The organism is Allobosea sp. Tri-44 (assembly GCF_004123845.1).
In the GTDB taxonomy this organism is placed as follows: Bacteria; Pseudomonadota; Alphaproteobacteria; order Rhizobiales; family Beijerinckiaceae; genus Allobosea.
In genome coordinates this window covers 261,223-279,145 of the sequence record NZ_NBDP01000003.1, presented here as the reverse complement: position 1 = coordinate 279,145, position 17,923 = coordinate 261,223, and the positions used below count along the sequence as shown (strand labels likewise).

At 65.2% G+C, this 17,923-nt stretch carries 18 protein-coding genes and 3 pseudogenes; 15 read left to right on the top strand and 6 right to left on the bottom strand.

Annotated features, from left to right (window positions below):
• Positions 1-43 precede the first annotated feature (43 nt).
• Entirely contained in the window at positions 44-976 is a 933-nt protein-coding gene (locus B6S44_RS01380) for a DMT family transporter (RefSeq protein ID WP_129155007.1), read from the top strand.
• A gap of 54 nt (positions 977-1,030) precedes the next feature.
• Here B6S44_RS01380 and B6S44_RS29595 read toward each other — a convergent pair.
• A pseudogene (locus tag B6S44_RS29595) lies at positions 1,031-1,135 on the bottom strand (IS630 family transposase); the annotation flags it as partial.
• Between the two features lie 236 nt (positions 1,136-1,371).
• Here B6S44_RS29595 and B6S44_RS01370 point away from each other — a divergent pair.
• A complete protein-coding gene (locus B6S44_RS01370) occupies positions 1,372-1,605 on the top strand; it encodes a helix-turn-helix transcriptional regulator (RefSeq protein WP_129155006.1) in 234 nt (77 codons plus the stop codon).
• 228 nt (positions 1,606-1,833) lie between these two features.
• Positions 1,834-1,998: pseudogene (locus tag B6S44_RS01365) on the top strand (JAB domain-containing protein); the annotation flags it as partial.
• Positions 1,999-2,254: 256 nt separating this feature from the next.
• On the opposite strand, the gene B6S44_RS01360 reads toward B6S44_RS01365, so the two are convergent.
• Complete coding sequence (locus B6S44_RS01360) at positions 2,255-2,947, bottom strand: FadR/GntR family transcriptional regulator (protein ID WP_129155004.1); 693 nt, start codon at positions 2,945-2,947, stop codon at positions 2,255-2,257.
• A 213-nt stretch (positions 2,948-3,160) separates the two neighbouring features.
• On the opposite strand from B6S44_RS01360, the gene B6S44_RS01355 reads away from it, so the two are divergent.
• From B6S44_RS01355 to pqqC, 12 genes and pseudogenes are all read left to right on the top strand, one after another.
• The gene (locus B6S44_RS01355; protein ID WP_129155003.1) at positions 3,161-4,726 is read left to right on the top strand and encodes a sugar ABC transporter ATP-binding protein; all 1,566 of its coding nucleotides are present in this window, start codon (positions 3,161-3,163) and stop codon (positions 4,724-4,726) included.
• A 7-nt stretch (positions 4,727-4,733) separates the two neighbouring features.
• A complete protein-coding gene (locus tag B6S44_RS01350; RefSeq protein ID WP_129155002.1) occupies positions 4,734-5,759 on the top strand; it encodes an ABC transporter permease in 1,026 nt (341 codons plus the stop codon).
• A 95-nt stretch (positions 5,760-5,854) separates the two neighbouring features.
• Positions 5,855-6,796, top strand: coding sequence for an ABC transporter substrate-binding protein (locus B6S44_RS01345; RefSeq protein WP_129155001.1), 942 nt, complete (start codon positions 5,855-5,857; stop codon positions 6,794-6,796).
• A gap of 113 nt (positions 6,797-6,909) precedes the next feature.
• Positions 6,910-7,920, top strand: coding sequence for a zinc-binding alcohol dehydrogenase family protein (locus B6S44_RS01340; RefSeq protein WP_129155000.1), 1,011 nt, complete (start codon positions 6,910-6,912; stop codon positions 7,918-7,920).
• Positions 7,921-7,997: 77 nt separating this feature from the next.
• Positions 7,998-8,305 (top strand): annotated as a pseudogene (locus B6S44_RS01335) (IS5 family transposase); the annotation flags it as partial.
• Between the two features lie 108 nt (positions 8,306-8,413).
• Positions 8,414-9,379, top strand: a complete 966-nt coding sequence (ytfQ, locus tag B6S44_RS01330; protein WP_129154999.1) for a galactofuranose ABC transporter, galactofuranose-binding protein YtfQ — start codon at positions 8,414-8,416, stop codon at positions 9,377-9,379.
• Between the two features lie 67 nt (positions 9,380-9,446).
• Positions 9,447-10,967 (top strand): sugar ABC transporter ATP-binding protein, encoded by a 1,521-nt coding sequence (locus B6S44_RS01325; RefSeq protein ID WP_129154998.1) that lies wholly within the window; start codon positions 9,447-9,449, stop codon positions 10,965-10,967.
• Between the two features lie 14 nt (positions 10,968-10,981).
• Positions 10,982-11,965: an ABC transporter permease gene (locus tag B6S44_RS01320; protein ID WP_129155550.1), complete on the top strand. Its 984-nt coding sequence runs from the start codon at positions 10,982-10,984 to the stop codon at positions 11,963-11,965.
• An 8-nt stretch (positions 11,966-11,973) separates the two neighbouring features.
• The gene (yjfF, locus tag B6S44_RS01315; RefSeq protein WP_129155549.1) at positions 11,974-12,945 is read left to right on the top strand and encodes a galactofuranose ABC transporter, permease protein YjfF; all 972 of its coding nucleotides are present in this window, start codon (positions 11,974-11,976) and stop codon (positions 12,943-12,945) included.
• Positions 12,942-13,667, top strand: a complete 726-nt coding sequence (locus tag B6S44_RS01310; protein WP_129155548.1) for a FadR/GntR family transcriptional regulator — start codon at positions 12,942-12,944, stop codon at positions 13,665-13,667. The genes yjfF and B6S44_RS01310 overlap by 4 nt, the downstream gene beginning before the upstream one ends.
• Positions 13,668-13,979: 312 nt before the next feature.
• Positions 13,980-14,867, top strand: a complete 888-nt coding sequence (gene pqqB, locus B6S44_RS01305; protein ID WP_129154997.1) for a pyrroloquinoline quinone biosynthesis protein PqqB — start codon at positions 13,980-13,982, stop codon at positions 14,865-14,867.
• Positions 14,864-15,595, top strand: a complete 732-nt coding sequence (pqqC, locus tag B6S44_RS01300) for a pyrroloquinoline-quinone synthase PqqC (protein ID WP_129154996.1) — start codon at positions 14,864-14,866, stop codon at positions 15,593-15,595. Before pqqB ends, pqqC begins: the two co-directional genes overlap by 4 nt.
• A 49-nt stretch (positions 15,596-15,644) precedes the next feature.
• On the opposite strand, the gene pqqE is transcribed toward pqqC, so the two are convergent.
• From pqqE to B6S44_RS01280, 4 genes are all read right to left on the bottom strand, one after another.
• Positions 15,645-16,715: a pyrroloquinoline quinone biosynthesis protein PqqE gene (gene pqqE / locus B6S44_RS01295; protein WP_129155547.1), complete on the bottom strand. Its 1,071-nt coding sequence runs from the start codon at positions 16,713-16,715 to the stop codon at positions 15,645-15,647.
• Positions 16,716-16,771: 56 nt separating this feature from the next.
• A complete protein-coding gene (pqqD, locus tag B6S44_RS01290) occupies positions 16,772-17,065 on the bottom strand; it encodes a pyrroloquinoline quinone biosynthesis peptide chaperone PqqD (protein WP_129154995.1) in 294 nt (97 codons plus the stop codon).
• 207 nt (positions 17,066-17,272) lie between these two features.
• Entirely contained in the window at positions 17,273-17,509 is a 237-nt protein-coding gene (pqqA, locus tag B6S44_RS29590; protein WP_206735058.1) for a pyrroloquinoline quinone precursor peptide PqqA, read from the bottom strand.
• A 29-nt stretch (positions 17,510-17,538) separates the two neighbouring features.
• The gene (locus B6S44_RS01280) at positions 17,539-17,850 is read right to left on the bottom strand and encodes a c-type cytochrome (RefSeq protein WP_129154994.1); all 312 of its coding nucleotides are present in this window, start codon (positions 17,848-17,850) and stop codon (positions 17,539-17,541) included.
• Positions 17,851-17,923 lie beyond the last annotated feature (73 nt).

Below are 17,923 nucleotides of genomic sequence, written 5' to 3'. Positions count from 1 at the left end.
ACGAAATCGGCCGGTGTGTCGCCCACTGATAGGCATCGCCATCATGAATACCCGCGAGGCGGCCATCGCCACCTCATCTCCGTCTCCGTCGCTCGTGTCCTACGGCCATCTGCTCGTCATCTACCTCGTCTGGGGAGCGGCCTATTTCGCGGTCAAGATCTGCCTCAGCGGCCCCGCTGCGGTCACGGTTCTGCAGTTGCAGACGGCGCGCCTCTGGGCCGCGGCCATCTTGCTGGCGGCGATCAGCGCCGTCATCTCCGGCCCACCGCCGCGCCTGTGCCGACGCGATCTGGGATTATGCGCTCTGTCGGGCATCCTAATGTGGGTCGGCGGCAACGGGCTTGCCGCCATGGCTTCGCAATATGCGGCCTCGAGCTTCGTCGTCATGGCCCTGGGCGCCATACCGCTCTGGAGCGCGTTGCTGGACGTCGCAGCCCGCCGCTCGAAACCGCGACCAGACGTTCTGGTCGGGCTCGCGGTCGGCCTCGGTGGTCTTGGGCTCGTCATGGCTCCGGCATTGCTCGTACCTGATGCCGTCATCGTGGAGCCCGAGCATGCGCTCATGACCGTTGTTCTGCTGGGCGGGGCCGGACTGGCCTGGGCAACGGGCACCATGCTGCAACACCCGCTGATCGGGCGCAGCCCGCCCGCCTGGACGGCCACGTATCAGATAGGTGCCGCGGCGCTGGCCTTGACCCTGCCAGTGCTGGTTGAAGGAGCTCCGCTGCCCCACGCACCCAGCCACGGCCAACTCGGCGCCTTCGCATTCCTGATCCTGTTCGCTTCGGTCATCGCGCTGATCTCCTTCATTCACGTCGTGCGCAGTTTTAGCCCGGCCGTTGCCTCGACATTCGCCTATGTAAATCCGGTGATCGGAATTCTCCTCGGCTGGCTGATCCTGGGCGAGGTTCCAGCGCCCCTCTCGCTGGCTGGCATGGCCATCGTCTTGATCAGCATAGCGCTCATCCTGAAATAAAAGGCCGATCCAGGTACCGCGAACGGGGGTACGCGCAGCTAGAGCATTTCCGGTTTAATCGGGTTCATATCCAGCGGCTTTGAAGAAGTTGTCGCATTCGGTTGGCGTGAAGAGATCGACGATCGATCCGACGGCGTCCCAGAGGGCCGGGATCGTCCTCTGTCGGCTGGAGGCGCGCCCGAAGCCGGTCCGCCCGGAAGCAGACCCAGTGAGCGTCCGGAAAGGGCCACGACGAGACGTCTGCGGCCAGCCATCGAACTGCGCCGCCTGCCCTGCCCTCCTGCGCATCGTGCGGGAGGCTCCAGTGTGGGTTCGCTACGCACTCGGCGCTCTCCCAAAGGCTCATCCAATCGTGCAACAGGCTGCTGCATCATTGCTTGGCCTCAGGAGAGCTCGTGTCGACCCCTGCGTATCTTACGCTCGAGGAAGTTGTTGCACGCTACCGTGGCCAGGTCAGCGAAGGGACGTTGCGGAACTGGCGAGCGATGCGCATCGGTCCGTCCTTCATCAAGATCGGCAAGGCGGTCCTCTATCCCGTCAGCAAGCTCGATCGTTGGGACAAATCCAATCTGGTAGTTTGCAGACCCTCCCGGTCTTTGTCGTTGGAGGACCACGCTCCCGCAGGTTGAGGTGGATCACAATGGCTGGCTGTTCAAACCATCGGTGATGCGATATGACGAATTCACGATACGGAATCGGTAACAAAGCGGGATTGGGAAGAATCATACAAGCTTAAGCATGATCGATGATTATTTATCACGAGTAGTCGTACTCTACATATACCACTTAGCGCCCCCTATTGATTTCGAATTTGAAGCAGAAATTTGAAACATAACAGGAATTCAGCTTAGTGTAGACTGGTCCACAACCATCCCTCCGGCGACCCGACCCCGTCCGGCGCCGACATGAGGATGACGCGCGAACTGGTTGATATCGCCAAGCCTTTGGGCATCACCATCCACGACCACATCATCGTCGGCCGCGACGGCCAGGCCAGCTTCAAGGGGCTGGGCCTGATCTGACACGGTCAGAACACACCACTTGCGGGATGAAATAAAGCCGCTTCAGAGCGCGGGAGAATTCTAGCGTGGAATAGCGTGCACATAGGCGGGGTGGCTTCGCGCCCGCGATTGTCAGTTCACGTCGCCAGAACCGGACATTGGCATGGTGTCCGAATGCGGAGATCGGGATCGTCGACATCCGGTCGGATTTCTCGCGCTCAGTACGCCAGTTGGCAAGGTTCGACGCTTTGGCTAGCGCTCCCACGGCTCGCACCGGTCAGCGCGGATCGCTTTCCAACCACCGGCGCTTCGACTGCTCGAGATGCGCATGCATCATCGCCTGCGCTAGCAAGGCGTCGCGCGCTTCGAGAGCCCCCAGAATGGCTTCGTGCTCTGCGACCGCGAGACGCCAGGTTTCGCGGGTTTCGAAGCGGCTGCGGAATTGCGACGAGATCGGGCTGTGCCGTTCGTCAAACAGGTCGCCGACGATGCGCGCCAGCACATGGTTGCCGGACTGTTCGGCGATGGTCATGTGGAACTCGCGGTCATGATCGGTCGGCGTGCGCCCCTCCTCGATCTCGGCGCGCATGCCCTCCAGCGTCCGGCGCAGCGACGCGAGGACCTCCGGCGTGATCTGCGGTGCCGCCAGCAGCGTGACCGCTCCCTCCACAACAGCTCGAGCCTGCATTAGTTCGACCGGGCTCTCACCGATCGCGGTGAAGCGGGAGCGCGTCTTCGCCGCCGACACGACATAGATGCCCGAGCCCATCCGGATCTCGACCGCGCCCTCGATCTCCAGCGCGATCAGCGCCTCGCGCAGAGAAGGCCGCGAAACACCCAGTTGCAGCGCGAGCTCCCGCTCGGCCGGCAGGCGATCACCGCATGCGAAAGCGCCGCTCTGGATCAGGGTCCGGATCTGGTCCGCGACCTGCTGATAGAGCCGGCGCTCGGCCGGTCGAACGGACGTCATCTCACTCCTCCCCAATATTGGCCTTACCAGATTGCCCGAAGCAATGCCACAAATGCTTCAAAACTCGAAAATGTAACATGCTTTAGCGCGTCTTAAACCGCCTCCGAACCTCCTCTCGAGAATTGGCTTTACCAATTTATCGGCAGTGCTATCGTCGACCGCGATAACAAGACCACGGGAGGGCCGCCGTCGCGAGCGATGGCGGAGGAGAGCATGCAGGACGGCCAGATTGCCGATGCGCGCGCGCTCGGCTCGCATCGGCAGCACCGGCCGGCGAGCGAGCCGCTGCTGGTTCTGACCGGCATCTCCAAGGAATTTCCAGGCGTGAAAGCGCTCAGCGGCGTCAGCTTCGACCTGCGCCGCGGCGAGGTGCACGCAGTCTGCGGCGAGAACGGCGCGGGCAAGTCGACGCTGATGAAGATCATCAGCGGCATCTACGCTCCCAATGACGGCCGCATGACCTACAAGGGTGTCGAACGCCGCTTTTCCTCGCCGCTCGAAGCTGAAGCCGCCGGGATCGCGATCATCCATCAGGAACTGAACCTAGTCCCGCATCTGTCGGTGGCGGAAAACATCTATCTCGCGCGCGAGCCGCGTCGCGGTTTCCTCGTCGACCGCAAGAGGCTCAAGGCCGATGCGAAGCGTTGCCTCGACCGCCTCAGCGTCGCGATCGACCCCGACCGCCTGGTGCGCGGGCTCTCCGTCGCGCAGTGCCAGATGGTCGAGATCGCCAAGGCGCTGTCGCTCGAGGCCGAAGTGCTGATCATGGACGAGCCGACCTCCTCGCTCACCGAGCAGGAGACGCAGCTCCTGTTCGACGTAATCCGCGATCTGAAAGTCGCAGGCGTCGGCATCGTCTACATCTCGCATCGCCTCGACGAGATGGCCGAGATCGTCGACCGCGTGACCACTCTGCGTGACGGCCGCCATGTCGCGACCGGTGACTTCGCCGCCACCAGCATCGACGAGATCGTGGCACGCATGGTCGGGCGCCCGCTCGACGAGAAATTTCCCGAGCGGACGTCGCTGCCGACGGACGAGGTGATCCTCTCGGTCAGGGGGCTCGCCCGCAAAGGCGTGTTCTCGGATGTGAGCTTCGACTTGCGCCGAGGGGAAATCCTGGGTTTCGCCGGACTGATGGGAGCCGGCCGCACGGAGGTCGCGCGCGCCATCTTCGGGGCCGAGACGCCGGACGCCGGTCAGATCATCCTGGAGGGCCGCGAGCTTGCGATCGGTTCGCCGCGTGACGCCATCGCGGCCGGCATCGCCTACCTTTCCGAGGACCGCAAGGGGCAGGGCCTCGCGCTCAAGATGCCGGTCGACGCCAACCTGACGCTCGCCAATATGGAAGCAGTGTCGAACCGGTTCGGCCTCATCGATTTCGCGAGGCATGGCGAGGCCGCCCGGCGCTATATCGACCTACTGAAGGTCAAGACGCCGTCGATGAAGCAGCCGGTCCGGCTCCTGTCCGGCGGCAACCAGCAGAAGATCATCATCGGCAAATGGCTCTTCCGCCAGTCGCGGCTGCTGTTCTTCGACGAGCCGACGCGCGGCATCGATGTCGGCGCCAAGTTCGCGATCTACCGGATCATGGACGAACTCGCCGCCCAGGGCATCGGCGTGATCCTGATCAGTTCGGAGCTGCCCGAGATCCTCGGCATGACCGACCGCGTGGCCGTGTTCCACCAGGGCCGGATCACTGGCGTGCTCGAAACCGCCGGCACCGATCAGGAAGAAATCATGCGCTACGCGTCCGGCTTCGGACGGACAGACAGGTGAGGTGAGCATGAGCGTCACGACGATTCCTGGCGAAAAGAGCGGGCGCCTGACCGACCGGCAGAAGGACATCATTCAGAAATTCGCCGCGCTGGGCAGCCTCTTCGTCCTCGTCGCCATCTTCTCGCTGACGAGCAATGCGTTCTTCACCGTCGGCAACGGCATGACGGTCGCGCTGCAGGTCACCTCGATCGCGCTGCTGGGCATCGGGGCCACCTGCGTGATCATCACCGGCGGCATCGACCTCTCGGTCGGCTCGGTGCTGGCGCTGGCCGGCGTGGTGGCGGCGCTCTGCGTCAAGGAGCTCGGCCTGCCGATCTGGGGCGGCATGCTGATCGGCATCCTGACCGGATCGGCCTGCGGCTTCGCCAACGGCATTCTCGTCACCAGGATGCGGCTGCCGCCCTTCATCGCGACATTGGGCATGATGCTGATCGCGCGCGGTGTCGCGCTGCAGCTCACCGGTGCGCGCGCCGTTTCAGGGCTTGGCGAATCTTTCGGCGTCCTCGGCAACGGCGCGCTCTTCCGCATCGTAACGATCGGCGAAGACGGCTTTCCGACCGTCGTCTTCCCGGGCGTCCCCTATCCGGTCATCCTGATGGTCGCGATCGCGCTCGCCGTCTCCTTCATGCTGAACCGCTCGATCCTCGGCCGGCATATCTATGCGGTCGGCTCGAACGTCGATGCCGCCCGACTCTCGGGCGTCGACGTCGCCCGCACCGTCAACTTCACCTATGTCCTGTCCGGCACGCTCGCGGGGCTCACCGGTTGCGTGCTGATGTCGCGCCTGGTCACCGCCCAGCCCAATGAGGGCGTGATGTACGAACTCGACGCCATCGCCAGCGCGGTCATCGGCGGCACGTCGCTGATCGGCGGCGTCGGCAGCATCTCCGGCACTGCGATCGGCGCCTTCGTCATCGGCATTCTACGCAACGGCCTCAACATGAACGGCGTCTCCGCCTTCACCCAGCAGATCATCATCGGCCTGGTCATCCTGCTGACCGTCTGGATCGACCAGTTGCGCAATCGCCGATGAAGACGGGCGCGGACCCTCTCCGCGAGAGACAGGAAGCAGAGAGCTTCCTCGACAGGCGACCGGAAAGCCGGCGCCGCATCTGGAGGAAACGAGCGATGAACAAGCTTGCAGCTGCAGTACTGGCCTCGGCGATGGCGCTCTCCGCCCTGCCGGCCGAGGCCGGCGAGATCGCCGTGATCGTCAAGACCGTCAACTCCACCTTCTGGCAGAACGTCCAGAAGGGCGCCGATGCGGCCATGAAGGAGGTCGGCGCCGGCAACACCATGACCTTCCAGGGCCCGGCCGCCGAATCCGCCATCGCCGACCAGGTGAACATGGTCGAGAACGCGGTCAATCGCGGCGTCGCCGCCATCGTATTGGCTCCGTCCGACCCGGACGCGCTCGTCCCCGCGGTCAAGAAGGCCTGGGAGGCGCGCATTCCCGTCGTGATCGTCGACTCCCTGCTCGGCAAGGGGGCGGAGCAGTACTACCAGTCCTTCCTCGCCACCGATAACCGCAAGGCCGGCGAGCTCGCCGCCAAGGCGCTGATCGACAAGGTCGGCAGCGACGGCAAGATCGCGATCATGTCCTATGTCGCGGGCGCCGGCTCGGAGATCGGCCGCGTCGGCGGCTTCACCGACTACATCAAGGCCCACTCGAAGCTGCAGATCGTCGGCCCGTTCTATTCGCAATCGCAGATGGCGACGGCGCTCAACCAGACCACCGACGCCCTCGCCGCCAATGCCGATCTCAAGGGCATCTTCGGTGCCAACGAGCCGACGGCGATCGGCATGGGCCGCGCCATCAAGCAGGCCGGCAAATCGGGCAAGGTCGTCGCCGTCGGCTTCGACGGCAATCAGGACCTGCAGGAATTCGTCAAGGACGGCACGCTGACGGCGATCGCCGTGCAAGGCTCCTTCCAGATGGGCGAGCTGGGCGTGAAGACGGTCTCGAAGCTCCTGAAGAAGGAGAAGGTCGACAAGCTCGTCGATACCGGTGTCGTCCTGGTCACCAAGGACAATATCGACAAGCCCGAAGCCAGGAACGTGCTCTACTGAGCGCCCAGCCTGCGTTGTCCGGGCATGGGGAAGCCGCCCCATGCCCGGACGATGGAACACCGTAGCTTGCAGGTCACCGACACCTGCATTCCCTCTCCTGATCAGGCTCCCCCATGCTGACCATCATCTGCGACCAGCCCGGCACGCTCTCCGCCGTCCAACGCGACAAGCCGATCCGCGGCGCGGACGAGGTGCTGTTGCGGCTGCGCCGTATCGGCATCTGCGGCACCGATCTGCACATTTTCACGGGCAACCAGCCCTATCTGTCCTATCCGCGCGTGATGGGGCACGAGCTGGCCGCCACGGTCGAGGAGGCGCCGGCGGGAAGCCGCCTGAAGCCCGGCGATCTCGTCTCCGTCATCCCCTACATCTCCTGCGGGACATGCAACGCCTGCCGCAAGGGCAAGACCAATTGCTGCCGCAGGATCGGCGTGCTCGGCGTCCACCGGGACGGCGGCATGGCCGAATATCTGTGCCTTCCGGAGGCTTTCGTGCTGAAGGCCGAGGGATTGAGCGTCGACCAGGCGGCCATGGTCGAGTTCCTGGCGATCGGCGCCCATGCGGTCGCGCGCGCCGGCACCGGAGCGGGCGACCGGGTGCTGATCGCCGGCGCCGGCCCGATCGGGCTGGCGGTCGCGATCTTCGCTCAACTCGAAGGGGCAGAGGTGGTGCTGCTCGACGGCCGCACCGACCGGCTCGCCTTTGCCCGCGCGCATCTCGGCGTCGCATCCACCGTCGAGGTCGGCGAAGGTGACGTGGATGGGCTCTCGCGCCTCACCGACGGCGACTTCTTCGACACCGTCTTCGACGCCACCGGCAATCCCAAGGCCATCGAGCGCGGCTTCGGCTTTGTCGCCCATGGCGGCAACTATGTTCTGGTCTCGATCGTAGCGAGCGATATCAGCTTCTCCGATCCGGAATTCCACAAGCGCGAAACCACGCTGCTCGGCAGCCGCAACGCTACAATCGAGGATTTTGAACGCGTGATGGCAGCATTGCGCGCCGGCAAAGTGCCCGACGCTCTGATCACCCATCGCCTGCAGCTCGCCGAACTGCCTCAGGCATTCCGGGGCCTGACCGACCCCACTGCTGGCGTCGTCAAAGCGCTCGTCGAGGTCGGCTAGGTAGGGTACCCAACCAAACAATTGTCAAGATTGGGAGATTCGCTGCGGGCGTGGGTCACGGGGGCATGGAGAACGCCATGCTTGATCTCTACTGGCTATCGGACGATGCCTGGGCGCGTCTTGAACCGCATCTGCCTCGCAACCCGCCGGTCGACCGCGCGTCGACGACCGGCGTGTGATCAGCGGCATCCTCCGCATCCTCAAGACAGGAGCGCGCTGGCGCGACGTGCCACGCGACTACGGACCAGCGAAGACGATCTACAATCGTTACACGCGCTGGGCGAGACGCGGTGTCTGGCAGCGGATTTTTGCCAAGGTCGCAGCGGCGGGAGCGATCCCTCATGAATTGATGCTCGACAGCTCTCACGTGAAAGCTCATCGGTCACAATAAGTCAAACAATATGACTATTCAGCGCCGGGAGGCTATGGCATGGTCCAGCCGCAACAGGCGCTCCCAGAAGCGCGCAGCGACTTACGAAACGGAGAAACGCCCATGAATTTCAAGGCTTTGAATGCCGCGGTCGTGATCTGCGGTGCGCTCGTTTGCTCGGGTGCAGGCGCCAAGGAGTTGACGATCGGGTTTTCCCAGATCGGCTCCGAATCCGGTTGGCGCGCCGCCGAAACAACAGTGTCGAAGGCGGAGGCCAAGAAGCGCAACATCAACTTCAAGATCGCCGATGCCCAGCAGAAGCAGGAGAACCAGATCAGAGCGATCCGTTCCTTCATTGCCCAGGGCGTCGACGCCATCTTCCTCGCGCCGGTCGTCGCCACCGGATGGAACGCCGTGCTGAGGGAGGCCAAGGAGGCCAAGATTCCGGTCGTGCTGCTCGACCGCGACATCGATCCGTCCGGGAAAGACCTCTATCTGACCGCAGTCACCTCCGACAGCGTCCATGAAGGCAAGGTCGCCGGCGAGTGGCTGGTCAAGGCCGTGGGCTCCAAGTCCTGCAACGTCGTCGAACTGCAAGGCACGGTCGGCGCCAGCGTCGCAGCCAACCGCAAGAAGGGCTTCGAGCAGGGCATCGCAGGGCATGCCAACCTGAAGATCGTGCGCAGCCAGACCGGGGATTTCACCCGAGCCAAGGGCAAGGAAGTGATGGAGAGCTTCATCAAGGCCGATGGCGGCGGCAAGTCGATCTGCGCAGTCTATGCCCATAATGACGACATGATGGTTGGCGCCATCCAGGCGATGAAGGAAGCGGGCTTGAAGCCGGGCTCCGATGTCCTGACCGTCTCGATCGACGCGGTGCCCGACATCTTCAAGGCCATGGCGGCCGGTGAGGCTAACGCCACCGTCGAACTGACCCCGGACATGGCTGGTCCGGCCTTCGACGCCATCATCGCCTACAAGGCCAAGGGCACGACCCCGCCGAAATGGATCCAGACGGCGTCGAAGCTCTACACCGGCGCCGACAATCCGCAGGCGGTCTATGAGAGCAAGAAGGACCTCGGCTACTGACCGAGGCTCGCTGCGGGCGCTGCCGCGAGCGGCGCCCGCCCCCGCGCGACACACATCCAGAGGTCGCATGACCCCGCCTGAGACCGTTCCACTGCTGGCGCTGCGTGGCTTCTCCAAGTCGTTCGCTGGCGTCAACGCGCTGGATGGCGTCGACTTCACGCTGCAGAGCGGCGAAATCCATGCCTTGCTGGGCGAGAACGGCGCGGGAAAGTCTACGCTGATCAAGACGATGACCGGCGTCGTCGCGCGCGACGCCGGCACGATGCAACTCGACGGCGTGGAGATTGCTCCCCGTTCGACCGGCGAGGCGACGAAGGCGGGTATCGCCACAGTCTACCAGGAGGTCAATCTCGCGCCGAACCTGTCGGTGGCGCAGAATCTCTTCCTGGGTCGTCAGCCGACACGCTTCGGTCTGGTCCGCGAAAGCGAGATGCGCCGCCGGGCGCGGACACTGCTCGCCGAATTCGACCTCGACATCGACGTCGCCGTGCCGCTGGAGAGCTATTCGGTCGCGATCCAGCATATCGTCGCCATTGCGCGTGCGGTCGATCTCTCGGCGCGCGTCCTCATCCTCGACGAGCCGACGGCGAGCCTCGACGCGCATGAGGTCACGATCCTGTTCGCGGTGATGCGCCAGCTCGCCGCGCGCGGCATCGGCATCGTCTTCGTGACCCATTTCCTGGACCAGGTCTATGCGATCTGCGACCGGATCACCGTGCTGCGCAATGGCAGGCTCGCGGCCTCGGCCGCCACCGCGGAACTGCCGCGCATGGAGCTCGTCCGGATGATGCTCGGGCGCGAGTTGCGCGAGGCGACGGCAGCGCGTCCGGTATCGGCACCGCGCGAGAGCGAACCGGTCGCAGTCTTCCGCGGTTTCGGCAAGGCCGGCTATGTCGAGCCTTTCGATCTGGCCTTGCGGGCCGGCCATGTCGTCGGACTCGCCGGCCTGCTGGGCTCCGGTCGCACCGAGACCGCCCGTCTCGTCTTTGGCGCCGAGCGCGCCGACAGCGGCAGCGTGACCGCCCGAGGGCAGCAGGTCACGCTCCATTCGCCGCGCCAGGCGATGCGGCTCGGCTTCGGCTACTGTCCGGAGGAGCGCAAGACCGAAGGCATCGTCGCCGAGCTGACCGTGCGCGAGAACATCGTGCTCGCCCTGCAGGCCAGACGCGGCGTGCTGCGTCCGCTCTCGCGCCGCGAGCAGGACGAGATCGCCGGTCGCCTGATCCGGCTGCTCGACATCCGCCCCCCCGACCCGGAACGGCCGATCGGCCTGCTCTCCGGTGGCAACCAGCAGAAGGCCCTGCTGGCGCGCTGGCTTGCGACGAAGCCTGCCATCCTCATCCTCGACGAGCCGACGCGCGGCATCGACGTCGGCGCCCATGCCGAGATCATCCAGCTCATCCGCGCGCTCTGCGCCGAAGGCATGGCCCTGCTCGTCGCCTCGTCCGAGTTGGAGGAGATCGTCACCTACGCCGACGAGATCGTGGTGCTCCGCGACCGGGCCCATGTCGCGCGGCTGGAGGGCGAGGCGGTGAGTGTGCCGACCATCCTGGCGGTGATCGCCGCCGAAGCTGCGAAGGCCGTCTGATGCCGCGCAAGGCCGTGTCGTTTGTCTTGCCGCGGCTTGGGATGCCGCAGATCGTCGCGCTGATCATCATCTTTGCGATCAACAGCTTCCTCTCGCCGCATTTCCTCGAGCTGCGGGTACAGGACGGCCGACTTTTCGGCAGTCTCGTCGATGTGTTCAACCGGGGCGCGCCGGTCGCCCTGCTGGCGCTCGGCATGGCGCCGATCATCGCCATGCGGGGCATCGACCTTTCAGTCGGCGCTGTCATGGCGATCGCCGGCGCTATCGCGGCGAGCCTGGCGGACAGCCATGCCCTGGGATTCGTCCTCGTTTGCGCGCTGGGCGCCGGCCTCATGTGCGGGCTGTGGAACGGCGTGCTCGTCGCGCTGCTCGGCATGCAGCCGATCGTGGCGACGCTCATTCTGATGGTGGCCGGGCGAGGAGTCGCGCAGCTCATCACCGAGGGGCGCATCGTGACCTTCGCCAACACCGATCTGGCCTGGCTCGGCAGTGGCTCGCTGCTGGGCTTGCCGACTCCGATCGTGCTGACACTCGCCATGCTGGTGCTGACGCTGCTCGTCGTGCGCGGTTCCGCGCTCGGACTGCTGATCGAGGCGACCGGCGGCAATAGCCGGGCGAGCGCGCTGGCTGGCGTTGGCACCCGTGTCATCACCATCGCTGTCTATGCTTGGTGCGGGCTCTGCGCCGCGCTTGCGGGAATCGTCGCCGCCGCCGACATCATGGGAGCGGACGCCAACAATGCCGGGCTCTGGCTGGAGCTCGACGCCATCCTCGCGGTGGTGATCGGCGGCACCTCGCTTCTCGGCGGCCGCTTCAGCCTGGTCCTGGCGGTGCTGGGCGCCCTCATCATCCAGGCAATGAACACCGGCATTCTGTTGTCGGGCTTCCCACCGGAGATGAATCTCATCGTCAAGGCAATCGTGGTGCTGGCCGTGCTGCTCGCGCAGTCGCCGCGGCTCGCCGGCCTCGGCCTCCTGCTGCGGAGGCGGCGCCCGTGAACCGTTTCATGCCCGTGCTCGCGACGACGGTCGTATTCGGCGTCGGCTTCGCGATCTGCTCGCTGATCTATCCGAATTTCGCCTCGCCGCGGGTGGTGATGAACCTGCTCACCGACAACGCCTTCCTCGGCATCGTCGCGGTAGGCATGACCTTCGTCATCATTTCCGGCGGCATCGACCTCTCGGTCGGCTCGGTGATCGGGTTCACGACTGTCTTCCTCGCGCTCGCCATCGAGCGGGCCGGCATGCCGCCGCTGACCGCCTTCGTCGTCGTCCTGCTGCTCTGCGCGCTGTTCGGCGCACTGATGGGCGCGGCGATCCAGTATTTCGAACTGCCCGCCTTCATCGTGACGCTGGCAGGCATGTTTCTGGCCCGGGGCGCGAGCTTCCTGCTCTCGACCGAGTCGATCCCGATCACGGCGCCCTTCTACGGCGAGCTCGCCGAACATGCGCTCCTGCTGCCTGGCGGCTTCAGGTTGACCGTGCCCGCCATGATCATGCTGGCCGTGGTGGCGCTGTGCGCCGTGCTGCTGCACTTCACGCGCTTCGGCGCCAATGTCTATGCGCTCGGCGGCAGCCGCAGCGCGGCTGCGCTGATGGGCATCGAAGTCGGGCGCACGACTGTGCTGATCTATACCCTTTCCAGCGTGCTGGCCGGCATCTCCGGCATCGTTTTTTCGCTCTACACTTCGAGCGGCTACTCGCTCTCGGCCGTCGGGGTCGAGCTCGACGCCATCGGCGCGGCCGTCATCGGCGGCACGCTTCTGTCCGGCGGCCACGGCTTCATCTTCGGCACGTTCATCGGTGTGCTGATCCAGGGTCTGATCCAGACCTACATCAGCTTCGACGGCATGCTCTCGAGCTGGTGGGCCAAGATCGCGACAGGCCTCTTGCTCTTCTGCTTCATCGCCCTGCAACAGCTGATGCTGCTTGTGGCGCGCCGCCGACGCCCGCGCGCGTCCGGAGCCGGAGCGCGATGATCTCCCCCCTGATCATCATTAGGGCGCGCCGGTCCCATTCGAACCATGCGGAGATAGCGCGCAGCATCGGGATCGATATCATCGTCGGCCGTTATTCCGAGGGGACGAAGCTGCCTGGCGACGCCGAGCTGACCCTCACCTTCGGCGTCTCGCGTCCAGTGCTGCGCGAGGCGGTGAAGACCCTCGTCGCCAAAGGACTCCTGAGTACCAAGGCACGTGTCGGAACGGTGGTCCGACCGCGCGCTGCCTGGAATATGTTCGACCCCGACGTGCTGGCCTGGCACCTCGACGCTGGCATCGACAAAAGTTTCCTGACCGACCTCGCCGAGATTCGGCTCGCGATCGAACCGCGCACCGCTGCGCTCGCCGCCGAGCGCAGGACGGAGGCCGACCTCGCATTGATGCGCTCCGCGATCGAGCAGATGCGTGCCGAGGCCGCTCGACAAACGGCGGACTTTGCCGAGGCCGATCTCAGCTTGCACATCGCGATTGCCAACGCCGCCGGCAACCCCTTCATGCGCTCGATCGGCGCCGTGATTGCAGCGGCGCTGCGAGCGTCGTTCCAGCTTAGCGCACCCAGGGATTCCGACGATTATCGCGCCACCGTCGCAGCCCATGAGCAGATCGTGGACGCCATCGCCGAACGGGACCCGGTCGCGGCTGCGACAGCGATGACCAATGTCATTCTCAATGGCCTGCGCCGCCACGAGCCTGCCAGCTGAGCGCCAAGAGCAGCCACTGGACGTACGCCGAGAAGCGGACATTCATCCTCATGGCCAGCTTCTGCACATGGGATGCTCTCTTTCTACCGTTGCCTTCTTAGCGAGCAAAAATGCATCGTCGAAAGGTCCTTGGCCGGCATGTGGGCGATACCGTAGGCTGCATGCGGCCGGACGGACGGATGGTGGCGCTCAACAGTTCTCAGCACAATCGAAGGAGCGGGGCATGCCCTGGGTCGAATGCGTGAGAGGGCGCCGGAAAGGGAGGCGCTCGTTCGGTGCGCTTACGAGAAAACGGCGATCTGAGGCGCGGCGGTGAAGGCCATCGTTCTCGGCGCGGCGGCTGGTGGAGGTTTTCCGCAGTGGAACTGCCGATGCCGGGTCTGTGCGCTCGCCTGGAGCAGGGATCCGCGCGCGCCCTGGCGGACGCAGGCGAGCCTCGCAGTGAGCCTTGACGGCGAGAGCTGGACCGTGCTGAACGCGTCGCCCGATCTCGGCAGCCAGATCCGCGCGACGCCGGCCCTGTGGCCGCGTGGTGAGCGGCATTCGCCGATCGGCGCGGTCATCCTGAGCAGCGCCGAGATCGACCATGTCACTGGGCTGCTCAGCCTGCGCGAGCGGCATCCGTTCGATCTGGTGGCGCTGCCGCCGGTCCTCGACGCGATCGCCGCCAATCCGATCTTCGCCGCAGTGCCGGCACGTCGGGTGGCCGCGAGCGCCTCTGCGCCAATCGCGCTGGCCGGCGGACTGACGACAGAGCTCTTTCCAGTTCCCGGCAAGGCGCCGCTCTATCTCGAGGACAAGGATCCAAAGCTCGAATCCGATGCCGGGGAAACGGCGGGCGTCCGGATCAGCGGTGGCGGGCGATCGATCGTCTACATCCCGGGCTGCGCTGCCCTGTCCGACGATCTGCGCGCCAGGGTGGACGGCGCGGACCTGTTGTTCTTCGACGGCACCTTGTTCAGCGATGACGAGATGATCCGGGCCGGCGTCGGCCAAAAGACCGGCCGCCGCATGGGACACATGCCGATCGCCGGTGACGGCGGTTCGCTCGCCTGGCTCGCCGGGCTCCGAGTCGAGCGAAAAGTCTATATCCACCTCAACAACACCAATCCGGCGTTGATCGCAGCATCGCCAGAGCGTCTGATGATCGAAACGGCCGGTGTCGCGGTGGCCCATGACGGCATGGAGATGACGCTGTGAGCGCTTTGCTATCGCCCGAGGAGCTGGAACGGCGCCTGCGGAAGGTTGGCGAGGCGCGCTATCACGACAAGCATCCCTTTCATGCGCGGCTCCACTCCGGCCAGTGCAGCAAGGGCGAGGTCCAGGCCTGGGCCCTCAACCGCTTCACCTACCAGGCCCATATCCCGGTGAAGGATGCCTATCTGATCGCCCGAACCAACGATCCCGCGCTCCGGCGGGCCTGGCGCCAGCGCCTCGTCGACCATGACGGCGACCATGATGGTGAGGGCGGGATCGAGCGCTGGCTCCGGCTCTGCGAAAGCCTGGGGCTGGCGCGCGCGGATGTGCAGGCCCATCGCGGCGTGCTGCCGGCGACCCGCTTTGCGGTCGAGGCCTATGTCAATTTCGTGCGCGAGCGCCCACTGCTTGAAGCGGTCGCGTCCTCCCTGACCGAACTGTTCTCGCCGAAGGTCATACGCCATCGCGTCGAAGGCATGCTGGCGCATTACGACTTCGTCAGTCCGGAGAGCCTGAGCTATTTCACCGCCCGCCCGGAGCAGGCACGGCGCGACGTTGAAACCGCTCTCGCCTATGTCACGGCCCACGCCCGCACGCCGGCGGAGCAACGGGCAGTGATCGCGGCGCTGGAATTCAAATGCGACGTACTCTGGGCGATGCTGGATGCGCTGCATCACGCCTATGTCGCGCCCGGCCATATTCCGCCCAGCGCTTTCGTGCCGGCGCCTTAAGCGCGATTCAGAGGGAGGCAAGTTACTCCGGACCAGAAGCCGGCTTTCGTCAAACGCCCTGATAGCCCCGGTAGATGAAGTCGCTGCGCCCGGAGGCCGCCTCGGCTTCCGCCAGCGCAACCATTCCCTTATGCAGCGGCGACAAAGAGCAGGCGGGATCGGTCGCGGCCGCATCCCCAGCGAGGGCCATGGCCTGGCAGCGGCAGCCACCGAAATCCTGTTCCTTGCGGGCGCAACTGCGGCACGGCTCCTTCATCCAGTCCGTGCCACGGAAGGCGTTGAACGCTGCGCCGCGATACCAGATCTCCGACAGGCTGGCTTCGCGTATATTGTCGAAGCTCAGCCCCGCGATCGTTTCGGCGGCATGGCAGGGCAAGGCGCGGCCCGACGGCGTGACATTCATCAGCCGCGCGCCCCAGCCGCCCATACAGGCCTTCGGGTAGCGGGCGTAGTAATCGGGCAGCACGCTATCGATGACGAGGCGCCCGGCCGTGCGGCTCCGCGCCTCGTCGACTTGCACCATCGCGGTTTCGACCTGCTGGCGCGTCGGCATCAGCCTGGCGCGGTTGACCAGGCCCCAGCCATAATACTGCACATGGGCGATCTCGATCCGCGCTGCGCCCCACGCTTCTGCAAGCTCTACAAAGGCGGGGATCTCGTGCACGTTCTCGCGGTGGATGACGGCATTGACGGTGAGGCGCAGGCCGAGTCGGGCGATGGCGGCCGCAACCGCATGCTTGCGCTCCGCGGCGCCCTCATAGCCGGCGACGCGATCGCATGTCTTCGCGTCGATCGCCTGTACCGAGAGCTGGATATGGTCGAGTCCGGCCTCGGCAACCGCGTCCAGCACGGCCGGCTGAAAGCCGACGCCGGAGGTGATCATGTTGGTATAGAGACCGGCATGATGCGCATGCGCGACAAGCTCGGCGATATCGCGCCGCAGCATCGGCTCCCCGCCGGAAAAATAGATATGCAGGACACCGAGGGCGGCCGCTTCATCGATCAGCCGCTTCCATTCGACGGTCGAGAGTTCCTCCGAGCGTCGGTCGAGTTCGAGCGGGTTGGAGCAATAGGGGCAGCGCAGGGAGCAGCGATGCGTCAGCTCCGCCAGCAGGCCCATGGGCGGCGGCAATGTCGGCCGGACGGGCGTGGCTTGCGGGAGCGTCTCGACATCGCTCACAGATCGACCATCCTCTGATCGGCGAGGCCGCGCAGAAACGCCATGACGTCGCCAGCGATCTCGTTGCGATCCGCTTCGAATGCCGCCGCCAGCTCCTGCGCTATGGCCGCGACGCTGCGCGCGCCATCGACGCGCTGCAGAATCTCGAGTGCGATCTCGTCGGGCTCGAATACGCGTTCAGGGCCGAGAAGGAACCATTGCTGGCGGGTCTCGTCGAAACGCAGGCGAACCCCGCGAGGCAGAGCCGGGACAATCGCTGCGACATCGATATGCGTGGCGTGGGCTTTCATGGGGCGGCGGCTCGCGCGAACTCGTCAAGCACCAGAACAGGCGACGATGCGGAACGCATCGCACAAAAGCGCGAGGATCGGCCTCCCGCCTGCCTCGCGGACGGGAGGCCGATCCTCATGCCGCAAGACTCATTACTCGGCGCCAATCCGAGAAGGCGCCTCTGCGTCCCGCCTAGGACAATAGCTTTGGGCCCCGGAACCGAAACGTCAGAGCTTGGCGGGAGCGTAGGACGTCACTTCGCAGCCGACCGTCACTTCAATGATGGTGGGCTTTTTCCACTTGCGCATGATCGGTATCTCCAGATCGTCGCCAGCTTTCGCTCGGGAAAGCTGGAGAAGGTTACACCCGGCTCCAGCGTGTTGCAAACGAGGCCGACGGCCGGGCGGCGTCATCTCGCTGCGTCGACGAAGGACGAGCCGTCCTTCGACATCGGCCTGCGTCACCTCCTCACGGGACCGACACTCAGGTCTCGCTACTGGGCGAGAATCCACTTCACGAGGCTTTCGGCATCCTCCGGCGAAACGCTCGGTTGAGGCGGCATCGGCGTTTGTCCCCAATTGCCGCCGCCGCCCTTCACGACCCTTTCACTCAGGGTCTTGATCGCGGATTCATCCTTGCCATAGCGCTCGGCCATGGCCTTGAAGGCTGGCCCGATCATCTTGCGCTCGGCGTGATGGCAGGCCACGCAGTTCTTGCTTCTCGCCAACTCAGGGCTCGCGACGGCGCTCGACGAGGTCAGAAGCACGGCGAAAAAGGCCGTCGCGCAGTGGCGAAAGTCAGGCATCGGCAGAATTCCCTCATGCTCGATCCAGAGCGGGCGGGATCGCAGGGGCGGCGTCTCAGGAGAGGAAAGGCCA